This window comes from Marinobacterium lacunae (assembly GCF_000705555.1).
GTDB classification, from domain to species: Bacteria; Pseudomonadota; Gammaproteobacteria; order Pseudomonadales; family Balneatricaceae; genus Marinobacterium_D; species Marinobacterium_D lacunae.
Map to the genome: position 1 here is coordinate 30,282 of NZ_JMQN01000048.1, position 15,977 is coordinate 46,258.

At 58.3% G+C, this 15,977-nt stretch carries 17 protein-coding genes; 9 read left to right on the forward strand and 8 right to left on the reverse strand.

The features are described 5' to 3' along the window. Nucleotides 1-16 precede the first annotated feature (16 nt). On the forward strand, nucleotides 17-958 hold the full coding sequence (locus ADIMK_RS16645; RefSeq protein WP_051693045.1) for an NADP-dependent oxidoreductase: 942 nt from the start codon (nucleotides 17-19) through the stop codon (nucleotides 956-958). On the opposite strand, the gene ADIMK_RS16650 is transcribed toward ADIMK_RS16645, so the two are convergent. From ADIMK_RS16650 to ADIMK_RS16660, 3 genes are read right to left on the reverse strand one after another with little or no spacing between them, the layout of a single operon-like run. Then, on the reverse strand, nucleotides 959-1,435 hold the full coding sequence (locus ADIMK_RS16650; protein WP_036190650.1) for a hypothetical protein: 477 nt from the start codon (nucleotides 1,433-1,435) through the stop codon (nucleotides 959-961). Between the two features lie 18 nt (nucleotides 1,436-1,453). Continuing rightward, nucleotides 1,454-1,723, reverse strand: coding sequence for a hypothetical protein (locus tag ADIMK_RS16655; protein ID WP_036190651.1), 270 nt, complete (start codon nucleotides 1,721-1,723; stop codon nucleotides 1,454-1,456). Next, nucleotides 1,723-2,331, reverse strand: coding sequence for a YjaG family protein (locus tag ADIMK_RS16660; protein WP_036190655.1), 609 nt, complete (start codon nucleotides 2,329-2,331; stop codon nucleotides 1,723-1,725). The genes ADIMK_RS16655 and ADIMK_RS16660 overlap by 1 nt, the downstream gene beginning before the upstream one ends. A gap of 257 nt (nucleotides 2,332-2,588) precedes the next feature. Here ADIMK_RS16660 and ADIMK_RS16665 point away from each other — a divergent pair, with 257 nt between their 5' ends. From ADIMK_RS16665 to ADIMK_RS16685, 5 genes are all read left to right on the forward strand, one after another. Further along, complete coding sequence (locus ADIMK_RS16665) at nucleotides 2,589-3,170, forward strand: LOG family protein (RefSeq protein ID WP_036190658.1); 582 nt, start codon at nucleotides 2,589-2,591, stop codon at nucleotides 3,168-3,170. 86 nt (nucleotides 3,171-3,256) lie between these two features. Next, a complete protein-coding gene (locus ADIMK_RS16670; RefSeq protein ID WP_036190660.1) occupies nucleotides 3,257-4,174 on the forward strand; it encodes a phosphate/phosphite/phosphonate ABC transporter substrate-binding protein in 918 nt (305 codons plus the stop codon). Further along, on the forward strand, nucleotides 4,171-6,306 hold the full coding sequence (locus ADIMK_RS16675; RefSeq protein ID WP_036190662.1) for an EAL domain-containing protein: 2,136 nt from the start codon (nucleotides 4,171-4,173) through the stop codon (nucleotides 6,304-6,306). The genes ADIMK_RS16670 and ADIMK_RS16675 overlap by 4 nt, the downstream gene beginning before the upstream one ends. After that, a complete protein-coding gene (locus tag ADIMK_RS16680; RefSeq protein WP_036190665.1) occupies nucleotides 6,303-7,214 on the forward strand; it encodes a hypothetical protein in 912 nt (303 codons plus the stop codon). Before ADIMK_RS16675 ends, ADIMK_RS16680 begins: the two co-directional genes overlap by 4 nt. 54 nt (nucleotides 7,215-7,268) lie before the next feature. Then, on the forward strand, nucleotides 7,269-8,117 hold the full coding sequence (locus ADIMK_RS16685) for a DNA ligase (protein WP_051693046.1): 849 nt from the start codon (nucleotides 7,269-7,271) through the stop codon (nucleotides 8,115-8,117). Between the two features lie 84 nt (nucleotides 8,118-8,201). Here the strand turns inward: ADIMK_RS16685 and hisF are convergent, their stop codons facing one another. From hisF to ADIMK_RS16710, 5 genes are all read right to left on the reverse strand, one after another. Next, nucleotides 8,202-8,975 (reverse strand): imidazole glycerol phosphate synthase subunit HisF, encoded by a 774-nt coding sequence (hisF, locus tag ADIMK_RS16690; RefSeq protein WP_036190668.1) that lies wholly within the window; start codon nucleotides 8,973-8,975, stop codon nucleotides 8,202-8,204. Nucleotides 8,976-9,007: 32 nt separating this feature from the next. Next, the gene (gene hisA, locus ADIMK_RS16695) at nucleotides 9,008-9,748 is read right to left on the reverse strand and encodes a 1-(5-phosphoribosyl)-5-[(5-phosphoribosylamino)methylideneamino]imidazole-4-carboxamide isomerase (protein ID WP_036190671.1); all 741 of its coding nucleotides are present in this window, start codon (nucleotides 9,746-9,748) and stop codon (nucleotides 9,008-9,010) included. Nucleotides 9,749-9,786: 38 nt separating this feature from the next. Continuing rightward, nucleotides 9,787-10,434: an imidazole glycerol phosphate synthase subunit HisH gene (gene hisH, locus ADIMK_RS16700; RefSeq protein ID WP_036190674.1), complete on the reverse strand. Its 648-nt coding sequence runs from the start codon at nucleotides 10,432-10,434 to the stop codon at nucleotides 9,787-9,789. Between the two features lie 3 nt (nucleotides 10,435-10,437). Further along, entirely contained in the window at nucleotides 10,438-11,031 is a 594-nt protein-coding gene (gene hisB / locus ADIMK_RS16705; RefSeq protein WP_036190677.1) for an imidazoleglycerol-phosphate dehydratase HisB, read from the reverse strand. An 85-nt stretch (nucleotides 11,032-11,116) separates the two neighbouring features. Beyond that, nucleotides 11,117-12,238 carry a response regulator gene (locus ADIMK_RS16710; RefSeq protein ID WP_036190679.1) on the reverse strand — a complete coding sequence of 374 codons (1,122 nt, stop codon included), beginning with the start codon at nucleotides 12,236-12,238 and terminating at the stop codon, nucleotides 11,117-11,119. A gap of 169 nt (nucleotides 12,239-12,407) precedes the next feature. On the opposite strand from ADIMK_RS16710, the gene ADIMK_RS16715 reads away from it, so the two are divergent. The 3 genes from ADIMK_RS16715 to ADIMK_RS16725 are packed head-to-tail and all read left to right on the forward strand — an operon-like array spanning nucleotide 12,408 to nucleotide 15,912. Then, the gene (locus ADIMK_RS16715) at nucleotides 12,408-14,555 is read left to right on the forward strand and encodes an AsmA family protein (RefSeq protein WP_036190681.1); all 2,148 of its coding nucleotides are present in this window, start codon (nucleotides 12,408-12,410) and stop codon (nucleotides 14,553-14,555) included. Beyond that, complete coding sequence (mutY, locus tag ADIMK_RS16720; RefSeq protein WP_051693047.1) at nucleotides 14,555-15,637, forward strand: A/G-specific adenine glycosylase; 1,083 nt, start codon at nucleotides 14,555-14,557, stop codon at nucleotides 15,635-15,637. The genes ADIMK_RS16715 and mutY overlap by 1 nt, the downstream gene beginning before the upstream one ends. Then, nucleotides 15,634-15,912, forward strand: a complete 279-nt coding sequence (locus ADIMK_RS16725; protein WP_036190684.1) for an oxidative damage protection protein — start codon at nucleotides 15,634-15,636, stop codon at nucleotides 15,910-15,912. The genes mutY and ADIMK_RS16725 overlap by 4 nt, the downstream gene beginning before the upstream one ends. The last annotated feature ends 65 nt before the right edge of the window (nucleotides 15,913-15,977 follow it).

Genomic DNA, 15,977 nt, shown 5'->3' on the forward strand with positions numbered 1-15,977 from the left:
GACCACGGAGATTAACATGAAAGCGATACGACTCCATGCCTTTGGCGGGCCGGAAAACCTGACGCTGGAGGAGGTCGACACCCCGATTCCGGCCCGTGGAGAAGTACTGATCCGAAACCGCGCGGCAGGCGTCAACCCGATCGACTGGAAAACCTGTTCCGGCGGCGGTGCCAGCGCCTTCATCGGCGAGCTGCCTTATATACCGGGCTGGGAGTGTGCCGGCACCATCGAGGCCCTTGGCGACGGTGTAAGCGAATTCAGCGTCGGTGACGAAGTGTTCGGTTTTCTGCGTTTTCCCGAAGCGGCCGGTTGCTACGCCGAATATGTCTGCGCACCGATCAACCAGATTGCAAAACGACCCCAGGCGCTTTCCGTAGAAGCCGCCGGAAGTCTCGGTCTGGCGGGGTTGACTGCCTGGCAGGCACTGCATGACAAGGCCGGTATTCAGGCCGGGCAGCGGGTGCTGGTGCTGGCAGCGGCCGGGGGGGTCGGCCATCTGGCAGTCCAGCTGGCAAAAGCTGCCGGCGCCCATGTCATCGGCACCGCCTCATCCGCCAATCAGGATTTCATCGCCTCTTTGGGATGCGATGAGTGCATCGATTACACCAGTGCCAATCTGTCCGTGAGCCTGCGTGATATCGATATCATCATCGACGGTGTCGGCGGTGCTACCGCCATAGAGGCCCTGCCCTGCCTGAAATCAGGCGGCGTAATGGTGACCCTGCCGTCGGTAACCGCGGCTGAGGTCGCGCAGGCAGGTGAAAAGAGCGGCTATCAGGTCATGGGTATACGTGTAGAGCCCAACGGGGCAGACCTTGCCAAACTGGCGGCACTGGCCGAGACCGGCCAATTGACGCTGAGTCTGGCACAGGCGCTGCCGCTGGCCGAGGCGGGCGAGGCTCATCGGCTTAGCGCCAGCGGCCACCAGCGCGGCAAGTTGGTACTGACACTGGCGTGATCAGGGCTGGCCGGTGGCGCTCGCGCTGCCGGTCGCCGCGTCAGAGTCGGGGTTCTGGCAGAAAAACTGTTGCTGACGCATCAGCAGACGGCAACCCTCACCGCGCACATCACGGGCCCAGCAGCTTTCGCGGGCCCAGCTCTTATCCTCTTCGGTTTTCTCTTCCCGGTAAGGCGGCACGCCGTCACAGAATCCGGCCTTTTGTGCAGCCGTTTCAAGACAGGCATTGAGAAACTTGCCGTAGCGCACGGTACAGCTAAAGCCGCTGCACTGGGTATCAAACTCCTCCAGTGCCTTATCCAGACAGGCCTGCTGATCATGGCTGCGCCCGTATTCGAGCCCCTCGTTCCTGAAACGCTGCGCTTCTTCAGCCCGCTCCTGATTGAACTCGGACAGGAAGCTGTCTTTGTTCAACCAGAGATATCCGCTACCGAGCAGCGCTACAACCAGCAACACCAGCAGGATCTTTTTAAACATTCGATACTCCGAACAAGATCAGGTACGGCCGCGGTAGAGCCCCACCATGCAGAACAGCAGTCCCACAACAGACAACAGCATGCCACCGTTCACCAGAACCGGGTGACGCATCATGAAGGGAACAAAGGGAAAAGTGCCGGACGCCGCATCATCTACACACACACGTTCAACGTAGTTCCAGGCACCGCCGGCATCCAGACAGGCATCGACCTCTGCCTGCTCCATCATGTAGCCCGTCATCAACGCCAGGGGCGGCAAAATCAGCAGTAGGAGACCAACCTTCAGCATCAGGCATCGTCACCGCTGATACCGATGTTGCTCACGCCTTCGTTCTGGGCCAGAAGGCGCAGATCACGAATAAACCCAGCATTGGCAGTAGGCTGAGCACGCAGGCGCTCGAGCACCTCCTCACGGAAGGCATCTTCGTCGAGCATCAGCTCATGGGTGTTGATAAAGCGCACCAGCTCTTCGTCAGACATCTGGTCGTTTGCCGCGGTCACCTCAATGAAGTTGGCCACGCACTCATAGGACAGATTGGCAACACCGGCCGCTTCTGCAGCGTCCCCCTCGATCAGGCAGGTCAGCGTGGAGTATATGGCCACGGCGGCATCGTAGGCGGGCATGGCGCCATACATGTCGAACTCATCGAGATTTGGAATGTTGGCCTCAACATTGTCGAGCTGCACTTCCGCATTGATTTTGGCGCCGCTTCCGGCCAGCTGATTCCAGATGCCATCCAGAATGCCGCGCAGTTGCTGGTGGTCTCCGAACCCTACCAGACGGGAGAACAACTGATAGTTTGGAAACAGGCGCTCACTCATAGCGGCGCTGAAAGCCACCAGCTGCCAGCCCTCCAGACCCTCGAGTTGCTTTTCCAACTGTATCAGTTCAGTCATTCATCCTCTCCGCGGCTTGATTACATCGTTACCGGTTATTGTACGGCCTCATTCTCCACATCTGTAGGAAAAAGCGCTTACATAGCTTAATAACATCAAAATATCGTTCATATTTTTCCGTTATCCTCCGATCAAGCGCATGCCAGCCGGTTTACCGCTTGGGCGTCTGTAATACTCGGGAAAACCTTGTACCCAGACTCCAATGACAGGCAACATCTGAACATTCATAACTCAAACCCGGACACGACAGGTGAAAGATGGCTTCTACCCTCTGTGTATTCTGCGGCTCCAGTGAGGGCGTAAAACCTCAATATCGACAGCTTGCCTATACGCTGGGCGAGAAACTCGCCCAACAGGGACATGCACTGGTCTACGGAGGCGGTTCCGTTGGGCTGATGGGTGCGGTCGCCGATGGCGTAATGGAGAACGGCGGCCAGGTAACCGGCGTGATCCCCGAAAGCCTGTTCAACGCCGAAGTTGCCCATCAAGGGCTGACATCCCTGGAAGTGGTGCCCGATATGCACGCCCGCAAGGCACGCATGGCCACACTGGCCGATGCCTTCATTGCACTGCCAGGCGGTATCGGCACCTTCGAGGAGCTGTTCGAAGTCTGGACCTGGGCGCAGCTTGGCTACCACAACAAGCCTATCGGCCTTTTAAATGCCGATGGTTTCTACGACCCGCTACTGGCGTTTCTCGACCACACCCAGGAACAGGGCTTTATACGTCATCGCTGTCTGGAACTGCTGTGGGTCGAAACGGAGATCGATCCGATACTTGAGCGGCTACTGTCGAGCGTCGACCTGAGCCCGGTCAACTGGGAGCCGAGCGAAATTTGATCGGTTAACATCTGTCTGGTAATTGCCCCCTGCTTCTCGTACTCTCCTACTCTTCAGGTTAATACGATAGAAGTTATCCACATACGATGCCACGGCAGTACTCGCGCACGTCTGTTTCCCTGTTCAGCTATTTCATGCTGATACTCGGCGTCGCCGCCATCCCGGTATCGCTGTGCGCCCAACCTCTGGTGATCGCTCAAGTCAGCGAGCGGCCGAAAAAGGATTATGCCCACCTCAGGCCGATGGCGAGCTATGTTGCCGAACGCTTGGCCGCTTTTGGATTCGACTCAGCAGAGGTCAAGCTGTACCGCAGTGCAGACGACCTGATCCGCGCAGTAAAGACCGGTGAAGTACACTGGATCACAGAGACGCCCTACACCGCCGCACGAGTGATTCAGGAAACGGGGGCCAGGGCGCTGGCAAAAAAGTGGAAAAATGGCCAGCGTGAATATCAAACCCTGATCTACACCCGACAGGAATCGGACGTCAGGAATATTGAGGACCTGGTCGGCCAAAGTATCGCCTTCGAGCACCCCTACTCATTCAGCAGTTACTACCTGCCCAAGCATATACTCGAGCGCAGCGGCTTGACGCTGGTTCCGCTGGAGGGTTCATCCAGCATGCCCTCGCGTCACCAGGTGGGATACGTTTTCAGCCGCAATGAAAAAAACAATGCTCTCTGGGTCGATAAGGGCATCGTCACGGCGGGCGCATTGAACGACGGAGACTGGAATAACCCTGAAAGAGTCCCGCCGAATCTACGCAAACGACTGAAGATCATCTACCGGTCGGAGTTCTATCCGCGCGCGTTCGAAGTGGCCACCAATGCCCTTTCTCCAGAAGCGGCGACCGCCTTGCAATCACTTTTGCTGAGTCTGCATCGCCCGGAGCACGAGGCCTTGCTGGATCGGTACGAAAAAACCGAAGCCTTTGCCGCCGTTCAGCCGGAAGATCTGGCACTCCTAACGGAGATGGTCATCAACGCGGGTAACGAAGCACCATGAACCGCCAGTTCTCTGTCATCACCCGCCTGTCTCTGCTGCTGACGCTGGTGTCAGCCATCATGATGGTTGTGCTGATGATGGTCGTGGATGACACCCTCAAAGCCTACAACGAGCAGTCCGCGCAAACCGACCATAGTTATATCACCGGCACCATCCGCGAGCAGCTTGAAGATGACGCCCGCTTGTTGGTAAAGGCGCTGGGCGCCAACCTGAGCGAGTCGATCTATCAACTGGATTTGAGCCGAATCGGTGCATCGTTCAAGCGGCTGCGAAACTATCGGAAATACGATTACATCTATGTATTCGACGCCGAAGGCAAGATCATCCACGATGGTAGCGCCGAGGTATCGGCCTATGGTGATGATATCGCCGATTACGTGCCACAGGCTTCGCGGCCCACGCTTGAAGGTCAAATGAGCTGGGACGGCACCCACTTGAGGCTCGTATGCCCCGTCACAGCAGGCGGCGCGCCCTTTGCCGCAATTGCCGTCAGTTTCGACTTTGCGGGACCGATTAAGGCCGCCGCCGACAGCGCGCAGGAGCTTGAAGCCCACGAACAGGAGATGTTCGACACCGTGCGTCAGGCGATCCTGATCGCATTCTCTCTGTTGCTACCATTGGGTATGCTCAGTGCCCGCATGGTCACCAAGCGGCTGCTCAATCCGCTTCAGACACTTACCGAGCGCAGCACCCGCTACGCCGATGGCGAGCGCGATATCAGCTTTGACCTGCACCGCGCCGACGAGATTGGTCGGCTAGGCACGGCCCTTGAGCGCATGCGACAAGCTCTGGAGGAGAGCCACCATCAGGTGCACCAGATGGCATACGAGGACGCCGTCACCAGCCTTCCCAACCGGCGCAGCTTCCAGCACAAACTCAGCGACCTTATGCACCGCAGCGCCAGCCTCGATAACCGCTTTGCCGTACTGTTTATCGATCTGGACCATTTCAAGCAGGTCAACGATACCGCCGGACACGCTCAAGGCGATCAGCTCCTGCGCGAAGTCTCGCGACGACTGACACAAACCCTGCGTGAGCACCGCAACCGCCGACGCCCCGATCCGTTCCTGGCACGTCTAGGGGGTGACGAATTTGTCATCCTGATGCCGTCGATCGACAGCGCTGAGGAGGCGGCCGAGCTTGCGCGTACCCTGTCCGCCTCTTTGGCCACGCCATTCCTGATTTCCGGTCAGTATTTCTCTATCTCATGCAGTATCGGCATCACGCTGTATCCGGACGACGGGGTCAGCAGCAGCGAGATCCTGAAACATGCCGACATCGCCATGTATTCGGCGAAACAGCATGGCCGCAATCAGTTCGCCTTCTTCCAGATGCAGATGACGGACGACATTCGCGAGCGGATCGAGATACAACAGGGTATACGCGAGGCGATTGAGCACGATCACCTCTATCTGGATTATCAGCCGATCTACAGCATGAGTAACGGCCGGATACAGGGTGCCGAAGCGCTGCTACGCTGGAACCACCCGCAGCATGGCCTGCTCTCGCCCGCCCGCTTCATACCGATTATTGAGGAGTCCGATCTGATCGAGGATGTCACCCGCTGGGTAGCCGAACGTGCGGCGGGTGACCTCATATCCTTGCTTGAACTGATCCCCGACTTCAACCTGTCGATCAATATCTCCGGTGCAGCCCTGCATCAGTCCTCAATCTGCGATTACATCTGTAATATCAAGCAGCGCTTAGCGCTGCCCGATAACAGCCTGTGTATCGAGATAACCGAGACCAGCATGATCACCCATCTGGAGAGCAGCGAAAAAGCGCTGCGTCGCTGGAAAGCTGCCGGTATTGAGATCTGGATCGATGATTTCGGCACCGGCTACTCGTCGCTGGCCTACCTCAACAGCCTGTCCATCGATGGCCTGAAGATAGACCGCTCTTTCGTCCACAACTTGATCGACGGGCATTCCCGCCCACTGATCGAGGCGATGATCGCACTGGCCGAGTCACTCTCCATCCAAACGGTCGCCGAGGGTATCGAAACCGACCAACAACTGGCCGCGCTGAAGGATATGGGCACAGGGCTGGCTCAGGGCTTTGGGCTGGCCCGCCCCATGCGACTGGACAACCTTATCCACAAGATCCAACAAGAGCTCAACGAGACAGCATGAAGCGTTATCCGGCCCCCCTACTTCTGGTGCTGTTAACCTCCCCCGCCATGGCGCTGGAGGGAGAGATCAAGACCCAGCTCAAGTACCTCGATGGTGCCTCGACAAACACCATCGAGTACGAGTCCGACGGCAGTTTCGATCAGCGGGAGGAGCGACGCAAAACCCGTTGGGAGAGCGAAACCCGGCTCGACCTTGAACTAACCCCCGAATCGGAGTGGCGCTGGACAGCACGCCTTGGCCAGAATGTTCGCCGCACGCGCGATCACAAGCGTACCTTCCGGGAAGATGACAGCCTCAAAAAGGACAAGACCCGTACCGAGTGGCGCCGTTACCCCTATCTGGGCGCTGGCCTGCGCTATGACCTTGGCTCCCTGCTCGGTGGCGACGCCTGGTCGGTGCGCCTCTATCACGACCGATTTCTCGATGTAGCCTACGATGCCGGTGAACTTGCCCCCGACGCCAAGCCAATATCGGGACGTGGCACCGGTTACGAAAGCGAGCTGAGTGTACAAGCCGAATACATGACACCCTGGTACAGCCTCTACCTGTTGCCAAAACTATCGCTGACCCACACCCGGTTCAGCGCCTGGAACAACACCGCTCAGGACAAGGTCGAGAAAGCGGAGCAGGAACTACAGTACGAAGCCCGCCTCTGGCTGGACTGGATCACCCCGATGGATGGCTGGGAGATGATGTTTGGCCCCACCTGGCAGTTGGAAGATCAGGCCGAGCGTAAACCGGGCGACCCTTGGGAGTGGGAAAATCAGGAGCAGTGGCTGGCCACACTACGTTTCGAATATGCCTCCCCCGCCCCCGGTTTCGAAATGGAGTTGCAGGCCGAGCAATGGCTGAACGGCTCAGACCGCGACGACACCCGCTACAAACTGGAACTCAGCTACGAGTTCTGACACCCCACCGGCGCTGCAGGAGGCAACGCCGGACGACCCAGAGGAGAGACAAGGATGTCCGCCACCCTGATGTACCCAAGTGCCCTGGCACTTCTGACCCTACCCGCCATCGCCGTTGCCCAGGCGCCTGCGCTAATGAGCGGCGTTACGCTGCAGTCCCATCAGGCTATCGAAACCGCCGAGTATCTGGTCAGCGAAAAGCTCGACGGAGTTCGCGCCCGCTGGACAGGACAAGCGCTACTGACCCGGAGCGGCCACAGAATAGCCGCGCCTGATGCCTTGACCCGCAATCTGCCACCGGTACCGCTCGATGGCGAGCTATGGCTTGGGCGCCAGCGGTTCGACGCCCTCAGCGCGCTGGTCAGACGTGCCGATCCAGCCGACGACCTCTGGCAGGAGGTCAGTTTTCAGCTGTTCGACCTGCCGGCACACAGGGGAAGCTTCAGCGAACGCACCGAAGCGCTGGCGCAGATTGTCGCCGCTGTGGATAACCCGCATATACAGGTCATAAAGCAGCATCGCGATCTCACACGTGCACAGCTGGATTCACGGCTTGGGCAGATAAAGCAGGCAGGTGGTGAAGGTCTCATGCTGATGCACGGCTCGGCGCATTATATCCACGGTCGCAGCGAGCTGCTGCTCAAATACAAAGGGTATGAAGATGCCGAAGCCGTCGTCGTCGGCTACACCGAGGGCAAGGGCAAATACGACGGCATGACCGGCGCACTGATCGTGGAAACGAAATCCGGTGTGCGTTTTCGCATCGGCTCGGGACTGAGCGATGAAGAGCGCATCAGCCCGCCGCCTCTGGGCTCGACCATAACCTACCGCTACAACGGCCTGACGGCTCACGGCAAGCCGCGGTTTGCACGGTTCATGCGCCTGTACAGTGCCGAGCTCTAAACATTGCGGGTGCAACGCGCCCGGTTATGACCGCTAGAAACAAAAAAGCTCCCGTTCGGGAGCTTTTTCGACAGGGCCAGAGGCTTAGAGGCGAACCTCGATTCCGCGCTCGCGCATGTACTGCTTGGCCTGAGGAATGGTGTACTCGTTGAAGTGGAAGATCGACGCCGCCAGTACCGCGTCCGCCTTGCCTTCGATACAACCCTCAACCAGGTGGTCCAGATTGCCGACGCCGCCAGAGGCGATCACCGGTACGTTGACCGCTTCGGAGATGGCGCGGGTAACGCCAAGGTCATAGCCGTTCTTCACGCCATCCTGATCCATGGAGGTGAGCAGGATCTCGCCGGCGCCGTATTCGACCATCTTCTTCGCCCACTCGATGGCATCCAGCCCGGTCGGCTTGCGTCCACCGTGGGTGAAGATCTCCCACTTGTCCGGCTCGCCGGGCTGGGACACCTTTTTGGCATCGATGGCGACAACGATGCACTGGCTGCCGAAACGCTCGGCCGCCTCACGCACGAACTCCGGATTGAACACCGCCGCGGTGTTGATCGACACCTTGTCGGCCCCGGCGTTAAGCATCTTGCGGATATCCTCGCAGGTGCGGATACCACCGCCCACGGTAAGGGGGATGAATACCTGCGATGCCATACGCTCTACGGTATGCACCATGGTATCGCGGCCCTCATGGCTGGCAGTGATATCGAGGAAGGTGATCTCATCCGCGCCCTGCTCGTCGTAGCGCTTGGCCACTTCGACCGGATCACCGGCGTCGCGGATATCAAGGAACTTCACGCCCTTGACCACACGGCCGTTCTCCACGTCCAGACAGGGGATGATGCGTTTTGCCAGTGCCATGGTGCTTAACCTTCTTGACTGTTTTTACGTACTCAGCTTTTGCTCAGCTCATCGCTGAGTGTCTGCGCCTCGGCCACATCCAGCGTACCCTCGTAGATGGCGCGCCCTGTGATGGCACCGAGAATGCCCTGATCGGCCACGGCCGCCAGTTTGCGGATATCCTCGATATCGGTCACGCCACCGGAGGCGATCACCGGAATGCCCGCTTCACGCGCCAGCTCGACGGTCGCTTCCACGTTGACACCCTGCATCATGCCGTCACGACTGATGTCGGTGTACACGATGGCGCTGACGCCGTCGTTGCGGAAACGCTTGGCCAGATCAACCGCCTTCACATCGGTGACTTCTGCCCAACCATCGATCGCCACGTAGCCGTCCTGCGCATCCAGACCGACAATGATGTGGCCCGGGAACTGCTTGCACATCTCGGTGACGAACTCCGGCTCTTTCACCGCCTTGGTGCCGATGATGACATAGTCGACGCCGGCATCCAGATACGCCTGAATGGTTTCGGCAGAACGGATACCGCCGCCGATCTGGATCGGAAGATCCGGATACGCCTTGGCGATGGCGTTGACGATCTCGCCGTTGACCGGGTTACCGGCAAATGCGCCGTTGAGGTCAACCAGGTGCAGTCGGCGGCAGCCCGCTTCGACCCACTTGGCGGCCATATCGACCGGGTTGTCGGAGAAGACGGTGGAGTCGTCCATACGGCCCTGACGCAGGCGTACGCACTTGCCGTCCTTGAGATCAATCGCGGGGATAATCAGCATTGTGGATAAAACCTTGAAATAGTGTCTCGTCGGGCCGCTCAGGCGCGGCCGTCCCAGTTAAGGAAATTCTTCAGCAGTTGCAAACCGGCGGTGTGGCTCTTCTCCGGGTGGAACTGCACGGCAAACACGTTGTTGTGCGCCAGCGCCACGTCGAAATCGACACCGTAGTTGCAGGTGGCCGCGACCTGTTCGCGCTGCGCCAGCTTCACGTAATAGCTGTGCACGAAATAGAAACGGGTACCGTTGTCGATATTGGCCCAGAGCGGGTGATCGATGCTCTGCTGCACCTCGTTCCAGCCCATATGCGGCACCTTCAGGCGCTCACCGGCCTGATCGCGCAGATCGTCGCCAAAGTAGTTAACGCGACCTTCGAACTCGCCCAGACAGTCGATGCCCTCGTTCTCCTCGGAGAACTGCATCAACGCCTGATAGCCGACGCAGATACCAAGGAACGGCTTACCGGAGGCGATCGCTTCACGCACCTCTTTGTCTACACCCAAACGGCGGATCTCGGCCATACAGTCGCGAATCGCACCCACGCCGGGCAGCAATACACGGTCAGCCGTACGCACCTGCTCGGGATCGGCGGTCACACGCACTTCGACACCGGGCTGCACATGCTCAAGCGCCTTGGCGACCGAGTGCAGATTGCCCATGCCGTAATCGATGACTGCAATGCTGCTCATGGCTTACAAGCACCCCTTGGTCGACGGCATGATATCGGCGGCACGCTGATCCACCTCCAACGCCATGCGCAGTGCACGGCCGAACGCCTTGAAGATCGTCTCGGCCTGATGATGGGTGTTCTTGCCCTTGAGGTTATCGATGTGCAGCGTGACCCCGGCGTGGTTGACGAAGCCATGGAAGAACTCGCTGAACAGATCCACATCGAAGGCGCCGACCCGGCCACGGACGAACTCCACGTCCATCGCCAGCCCAGGGCGACCGGAGAAATCGATCACCACACGCGAGAGCGCCTCATCGAGGGGTACATAGGCGTGTCCGTAGCGGCGGATGCCCTTCTTGTCGCCCACCGCCTGCTTGAACGCCTGGCCCAGAGTGATGCCGATATCCTCCACCGTGTGGTGATCGTCGATATGCAAGTCGCCAATGGCATTGATCTCCATATCGATCAGGCCATGACGGGCGATCTGATCCATCATGTGGTCAAGGAAAGGTACGCCGGTATCGGCCTCGAACTGGCCTGTGCCATCGAGGTTGATCGATACGGTGATCTGGGTTTCCAGAGTGTTGCGGGTCACTCTGGCGGTACGATCGGCCATCTCTGTCTCCGCCGTTGCGCGTTGGTTTTAATGCGAAACGATCATTATACAGGCAACCGGCGTCCAACGGCAGATCAGAGCGGGATCAATAGTGCTTGAGCTTGAAGGCCATAATCTGATCATCAATGGGTTTGATGATCACCTCGTTGACGCCCATTCCCAGCACCAGTTCAACCTTCTCCCGGTCGCCGGCCTGGGCCATGACAAACAGCTTCGCGTTCGATAGCGAGGGCGATTTCTTGATCTTCTCGATCAGATGAAAAGCGGGCATATCCGGCAGGGTCAGATCGAGCAGGACAATATCGGCGCTCAGACTGTCAACTTCGCGAGCGAAATCGCTACCGTAACTGAAGCAAAACGTCTCGCAGCCGTTCTTCTCCAATATCGCCGTCACCTCCTGCATCGACGCTGCGTTGTCCTCAACAACGACGACACGCTTGCCTCGCGGTGGGATATCCGAATACTCACGGCCGATGGATACCCGCTGATCGATCGCCATATCGGCCATCTCGGCGGTCACCTCTTTTACCCGGCTAACGGCCTCGCTGACATGGGAATGGATGGGTTTGTGCACCAGATCGTTCGAATGCTGGGAAATCAGCTCACTGGCAGACACCCCCTGGCCACTGCTGACCTGTTGTTCTACCGCATTGGCCAACGTACTCATCGCCAGCTGGATAGTGTCACTTAACCGCTGCAGCATCTCAGCGTTGATTCCGGATACACGGCTATCGGTCTGGGCTATCTGTTCAAGAGAGTCGCAAATGGCACTGATCGAAGAAGGCTTCACCGAGCCCATGTGCCCGTCATCCTGAAGCGCCTTGAGCTGTTTGAAGCGCAGCAGCAGATGATAGGGGTCGTATAGGGGATGAACGATGTAATAATCGTTGAACAAACCTTTGCGACAAAGCTGGAACGCCTGCTTGACCTCATTGCGATCACACAGCAAAAGCGTAGAGCCGATGTACTGCTCGATATCAGGGTCTGTCTTGAGCAGCCGAAAGTACGCCACTTCGCTCTGTTCAATGGTGGCAAGACCGAAGATCAGCGCATTGATCGGCTTGGTGTGAGCACGGCGGATCAACTCCTCGACGTTGCTGATGATGGTGAAGTCACGGCAACTCTTGCTGAGGATTTCAACCAGCTGCTCATGTTTCTGGCGGGATTCGACAAGCAGCACCACCGAAAAACTGGAACTTGCAGGCATTGGCATCTGTCCCTTTGAAAGCTCAACCCTATCACTTAAGAGTCCAGTTGAGAGACTCAGACCGGCTTTTGCTGTGTATTTTACGCTCGATTTTAGTCAAACCGGACAGCAGTTGGCTAGAATGGCACACTACCCCTAAGAAGACCGACGCATACAGGAATCTCTACGCATGAAACTTCTGACAAGGTTGTTAATCGGCATACTGGTGTTCGTTGTACTGGTAATCGGAGCGGGCGGGATCATCCTCGGCTTCGTTATCGACCCGAACGACTACCGCACCGAGATCGAGCAAGCCGCGCTCGAAAGCGGTGGCGTCGAGCTCAAAATCAATGGCGAGATCGACTGGTCGGTATTTCCCTGGCTCGGTCTTGCGGTGAATGACATCAGCATCCGCTACCCCGAACAGCCTCAGCTGGCGACCCTTAATCAGGCCCAGCTATCGGTCAAGCTGATGCCGCTGCTCTCGGCCAACGTAGAAATGAGCAGTATTCTGGTGGATGGCCTGAAGCTGAACCTGATCACCACCGGTCGCGCCAATAACTGGTCCCGTATCGATGCAACGAAAGAGAGTGCTGCAGCGACAAACAATGGTGATGAGAAGTCCGGCTCAGGCAGCCCGCTCAGAGGGCTGGATATCGAGTCCATTGCACTGACCAATGCCCAGATCCGTTACGTCGACGAAGCGCTCGGCAATCGCATCGAAATCAACAACCTCAACCTCAACACCGGCCGCGTGTTTCCCGACCAGCCGGTACCGGTTGAGCTCAGCGCACAGGTGAACCAGTTTCAGGGCGATACTCAAACCCTCAACGCCACCACGTCGCTCTCGACTGCGGCCCTGCTGAACCTGGCCAAGAAGCAGTATCAGCTGGATAAGCTCAACGCTAATCTGGAGCTGACCCACGCCGCCCTTGGCGACAAACCGCTGAAGCTGGCACTGAAAGGCAAGCTCGACGCCGACGCTGCCGCGCAGAAGATCGATCTCAATCTTGAAACGCTGTCACTGGCCAATTTGGTCGCCAGCGGCCAGATCGGCATTCAGAGTTTTTCCGCACCGATCTTCAGCGGCGAAATCAATCTGGCCACATTCAACCTCAAAGAGCTGCTTGAGCAGCTCGGCCAGAGCGCGCCCCAAACTCAGGATGCCAAGGCGCTCACGGCGGTCAGCCTGAATGCCAAGCTCGACGGTCCGGCCAATACCCTCGGTCTCAACCCACTGACATTGACGCTGGATGACACCCAGTTCAACGGATCCCTGTCGGTCGATCTGAAATCTCAGGCTCAGAACATCGTACTCAAGGGCGGCAGTTTCAACGCCGACCGCTACCTGCCACCGGCAAGCAACAACGCCGGTACCAAGCCGGCGGACAACACCGGCAACGCAAGCAACAGTGGTGAGCGCTGGTCAAAAGAGGAGATCATTCCCGTTGCACCAATCAAGGCGCTTAACCTGGATGCCAAGTTTGACCTCCAGTCGCTGAAGGTCTCCGGCCTCGATGCCAGCAATCTGGGCCTGACGGTCAGTGCCCATAACGGTTTGGTGAAGATCAGCCGCATCAATGCTGATCTGTACTCCGGCACCGTCCGCAACGCGGTGACACTCGATGCCCGTAAGTCTCCGCTGCAGCTCGCCATCGACAAGAAGGTCAGCGGCGTTCAGATCGGTGAGCTGCTCAAAGCGATGAACGGCGAAGCACCGATCACCGGTGCCGTCAGCGCGAATGCCAAGCTGACCGCTCAGGGCCAATCGCTGTACGCCATCATCAACTCCCTCAACGGCACCGCCAACGTCAACGCTGCCGATGGCGTGATCGAAGGAATCGACATGGCACAGACCATCTGTCAGGGCATCAATAACGTGGCCAGTCTCGGCATCAACACCACACAGGTAGACCAGTCCACGCCGTTTGCGAACATGGGCGGCAACTTCACCATCACCAACGGTGTCGTCAGCAACAAGGATCTGGCCGCTACGCTGGATGCCATGTCACTGGCCGGACGCGGCAACGTCAACCTGCCCAAGGCTCTGATCGACTACCGCCTTGGCCTCACCATCAAGGAAAACCTGTTCAAGCAGACCTGTTCGGTTAACAACCGACTGGAAGGGGTCGAGTTCCCAGTCAACTGCAAAGGCTCGTTCGACACCCCGCCTGCGAAGATGTGCAAACCCGACGCCAGCGTCTTCACTAACCTTCTGAAGGCTGAAGCCAAGAAAAAGGTCGAAGAGAAGGTCGGCAAGCAGATCGAGGAGAAACTCGGCGAAAAACTGGGTGACGAAGGCGCTAAGTCCCTGCTCAAGGGGTTGTTCGGAAATTGATGAACAGCGCCGTTAACACCCTGTCGCCGCAGCAGTTCCACGGCGCCGTGCTGGAGTGGTTCGACCAGCACGGGCGCAAGGACCTGCCCTGGCAAAAAGAGAAAACCGCTTACAACACCTGGGTCTCGGAGATCATGCTGCAACAGACCCAGGTCGCGACGGTTATCCCCTATTACCAGCGCTTTATGGAGCGCTTCCCCGATGTGGAAGCGCTTGCCGATGCCGAGATCGACGACGTCCTGCACCTCTGGACAGGGCTTGGCTATTACGCCCGTGCGCGCAACCTGCATAAGGCCGCGCGTATTGTCAGCCGGGATTTCGGCGGCCAGTTTCCCGACAGTGTCGAGGGCCTTGAGGGTCTGCCCGGCATTGGCCGCTCCACGGCCGGTGCCATCCTGTCGATCTCTACAGGCAAACCCGCCGCCATTCTCGATGGCAACGTCAAGCGAGTGCTTGCGCGGTTCTACGCCGTAGAAGGCTGGCCCGGCCAGCCCGCGGTGATGAAACGGCTCTGGGCCCTGGCCGAGCGCAACACGCCAACGGCACGGGCCGGCGAGTATACTCAGGCGATGATGGATCTTGGGGCAACGCTCTGCACCCGTAGCAAACCCAGCTGTCTGCTCTGCCCATTGCAGCAGGAATGTAAAGCCTTTGCGCTGGGGCTTACGGCGAGCCTGCCCTCGCCTCGCCCGAAGAAGACACTGCCGGTGAAACAGACGCACATGCTGATCATTCGCGACAGCAGCGACCAGATCCTGCTGGCCCAGCGACCGCCCAGCGGCATCTGGGGTGGCCTCTGGAGCCTGCCCGAGGTGCAGGACCTGCGCGACGCACCAAGCGAGCTGGGCATCGATATCCTTAACGCTGACGCCATGGAGCCGGTACGCCACACCTTCAGCCACTACCATCTGGATATAACGCCGGTGCAGATCACGCTGAAAAACCCTACAAACTCAGTCATGGAAGGCCCGGCAACACTCTGGTATAACACCCGCCAACCACAAAACATCGGTCTGGCCGCGCCGGTCAAGCGTTTGCTTGAAACACTCGCCAGCGACAGCCACAAGGGAGGTAAGCGATGAGCCGTACAGTCATCTGCCGCAAATACAAAAAAGAGATGGAAGGACTTGAGCGCCCACCCTACCCCGGCGCACTGGGTCAGGAGATCTTCGACAACGTGTCCAAACAGGCCTGGCAGGAGTGGACCGACCACCAGACCATGCTGATCAACGAGAAGCATCTGAACCTGATGGACCCGCAGAGCCGCAAATACCTGCAGGAAGAGATGCAGAAGTTTCTCTCCGGCGAAGACTATGACAAGGCCGAAGGCTACGTCCCGCCATCGGAAGGCAAGTAACGGAAAGAAAAGTGAAAACAGGGCGTTGACACCCACCATCAAGTCGGGTTTAATACGCGCCTCGT

What these genes read in the sequence shown, in the direction of transcription:
- ADIMK_RS16715 (WP_036190681.1), top strand. Translation starts at nt 12,408, where the DNA reads ATGAAACTTCTGACAAGGTTGTTAATCGGCATACTGGTGTTCGTTGTA.
- ADIMK_RS16685 (WP_051693046.1), top strand. Translation starts at nt 7,269, where the DNA reads ATGTCCGCCACCCTGATGTACCCAAGTGCCCTGGCACTTCTGACCCTA.
- mutY (WP_051693047.1), top strand. Translation starts at nt 14,555, where the DNA reads ATGAACAGCGCCGTTAACACCCTGTCGCCGCAGCAGTTCCACGGCGCC.
- ADIMK_RS16675 (WP_036190662.1), top strand. Translation starts at nt 4,171, where the DNA reads ATGAACCGCCAGTTCTCTGTCATCACCCGCCTGTCTCTGCTGCTGACG.
- ADIMK_RS16655 (WP_036190651.1), bottom strand. Translation starts at nt 1,723, where the DNA reads ATGCTGAAGGTTGGTCTCCTACTGCTGATTTTGCCGCCCCTGGCGTTG.
- hisA (WP_036190671.1), bottom strand. Translation starts at nt 9,748, where the DNA reads ATGCTGATTATCCCCGCGATTGATCTCAAGGACGGCAAGTGCGTACGC.
- ADIMK_RS16670 (WP_036190660.1), top strand. Translation starts at nt 3,257, where the DNA reads ATGCCACGGCAGTACTCGCGCACGTCTGTTTCCCTGTTCAGCTATTTC.
- ADIMK_RS16660 (WP_036190655.1), bottom strand. Translation starts at nt 2,331, where the DNA reads ATGACTGAACTGATACAGTTGGAAAAGCAACTCGAGGGTCTGGAGGGC.
- ADIMK_RS16645 (WP_051693045.1), top strand. Translation starts at nt 17, where the DNA reads ATGAAAGCGATACGACTCCATGCCTTTGGCGGGCCGGAAAACCTGACG.
- hisH (WP_036190674.1), bottom strand. Translation starts at nt 10,434, where the DNA reads ATGAGCAGCATTGCAGTCATCGATTACGGCATGGGCAATCTGCACTCG.
- hisB (WP_036190677.1), bottom strand. Translation starts at nt 11,031, where the DNA reads ATGGCCGATCGTACCGCCAGAGTGACCCGCAACACTCTGGAAACCCAG.
- ADIMK_RS16650 (WP_036190650.1), bottom strand. Translation starts at nt 1,435, where the DNA reads ATGTTTAAAAAGATCCTGCTGGTGTTGCTGGTTGTAGCGCTGCTCGGT.
- ADIMK_RS16680 (WP_036190665.1), top strand. Translation starts at nt 6,303, where the DNA reads ATGAAGCGTTATCCGGCCCCCCTACTTCTGGTGCTGTTAACCTCCCCC.
- ADIMK_RS16725 (WP_036190684.1), top strand. Translation starts at nt 15,634, where the DNA reads ATGAGCCGTACAGTCATCTGCCGCAAATACAAAAAAGAGATGGAAGGA.
- ADIMK_RS16710 (WP_036190679.1), bottom strand. Translation starts at nt 12,238, where the DNA reads ATGCCTGCAAGTTCCAGTTTTTCGGTGGTGCTGCTTGTCGAATCCCGC.
- hisF (WP_036190668.1), bottom strand. Translation starts at nt 8,975, where the DNA reads ATGGCACTGGCAAAACGCATCATCCCCTGTCTGGACGTGGAGAACGGC.
- ADIMK_RS16665 (WP_036190658.1), top strand. Translation starts at nt 2,589, where the DNA reads ATGGCTTCTACCCTCTGTGTATTCTGCGGCTCCAGTGAGGGCGTAAAA.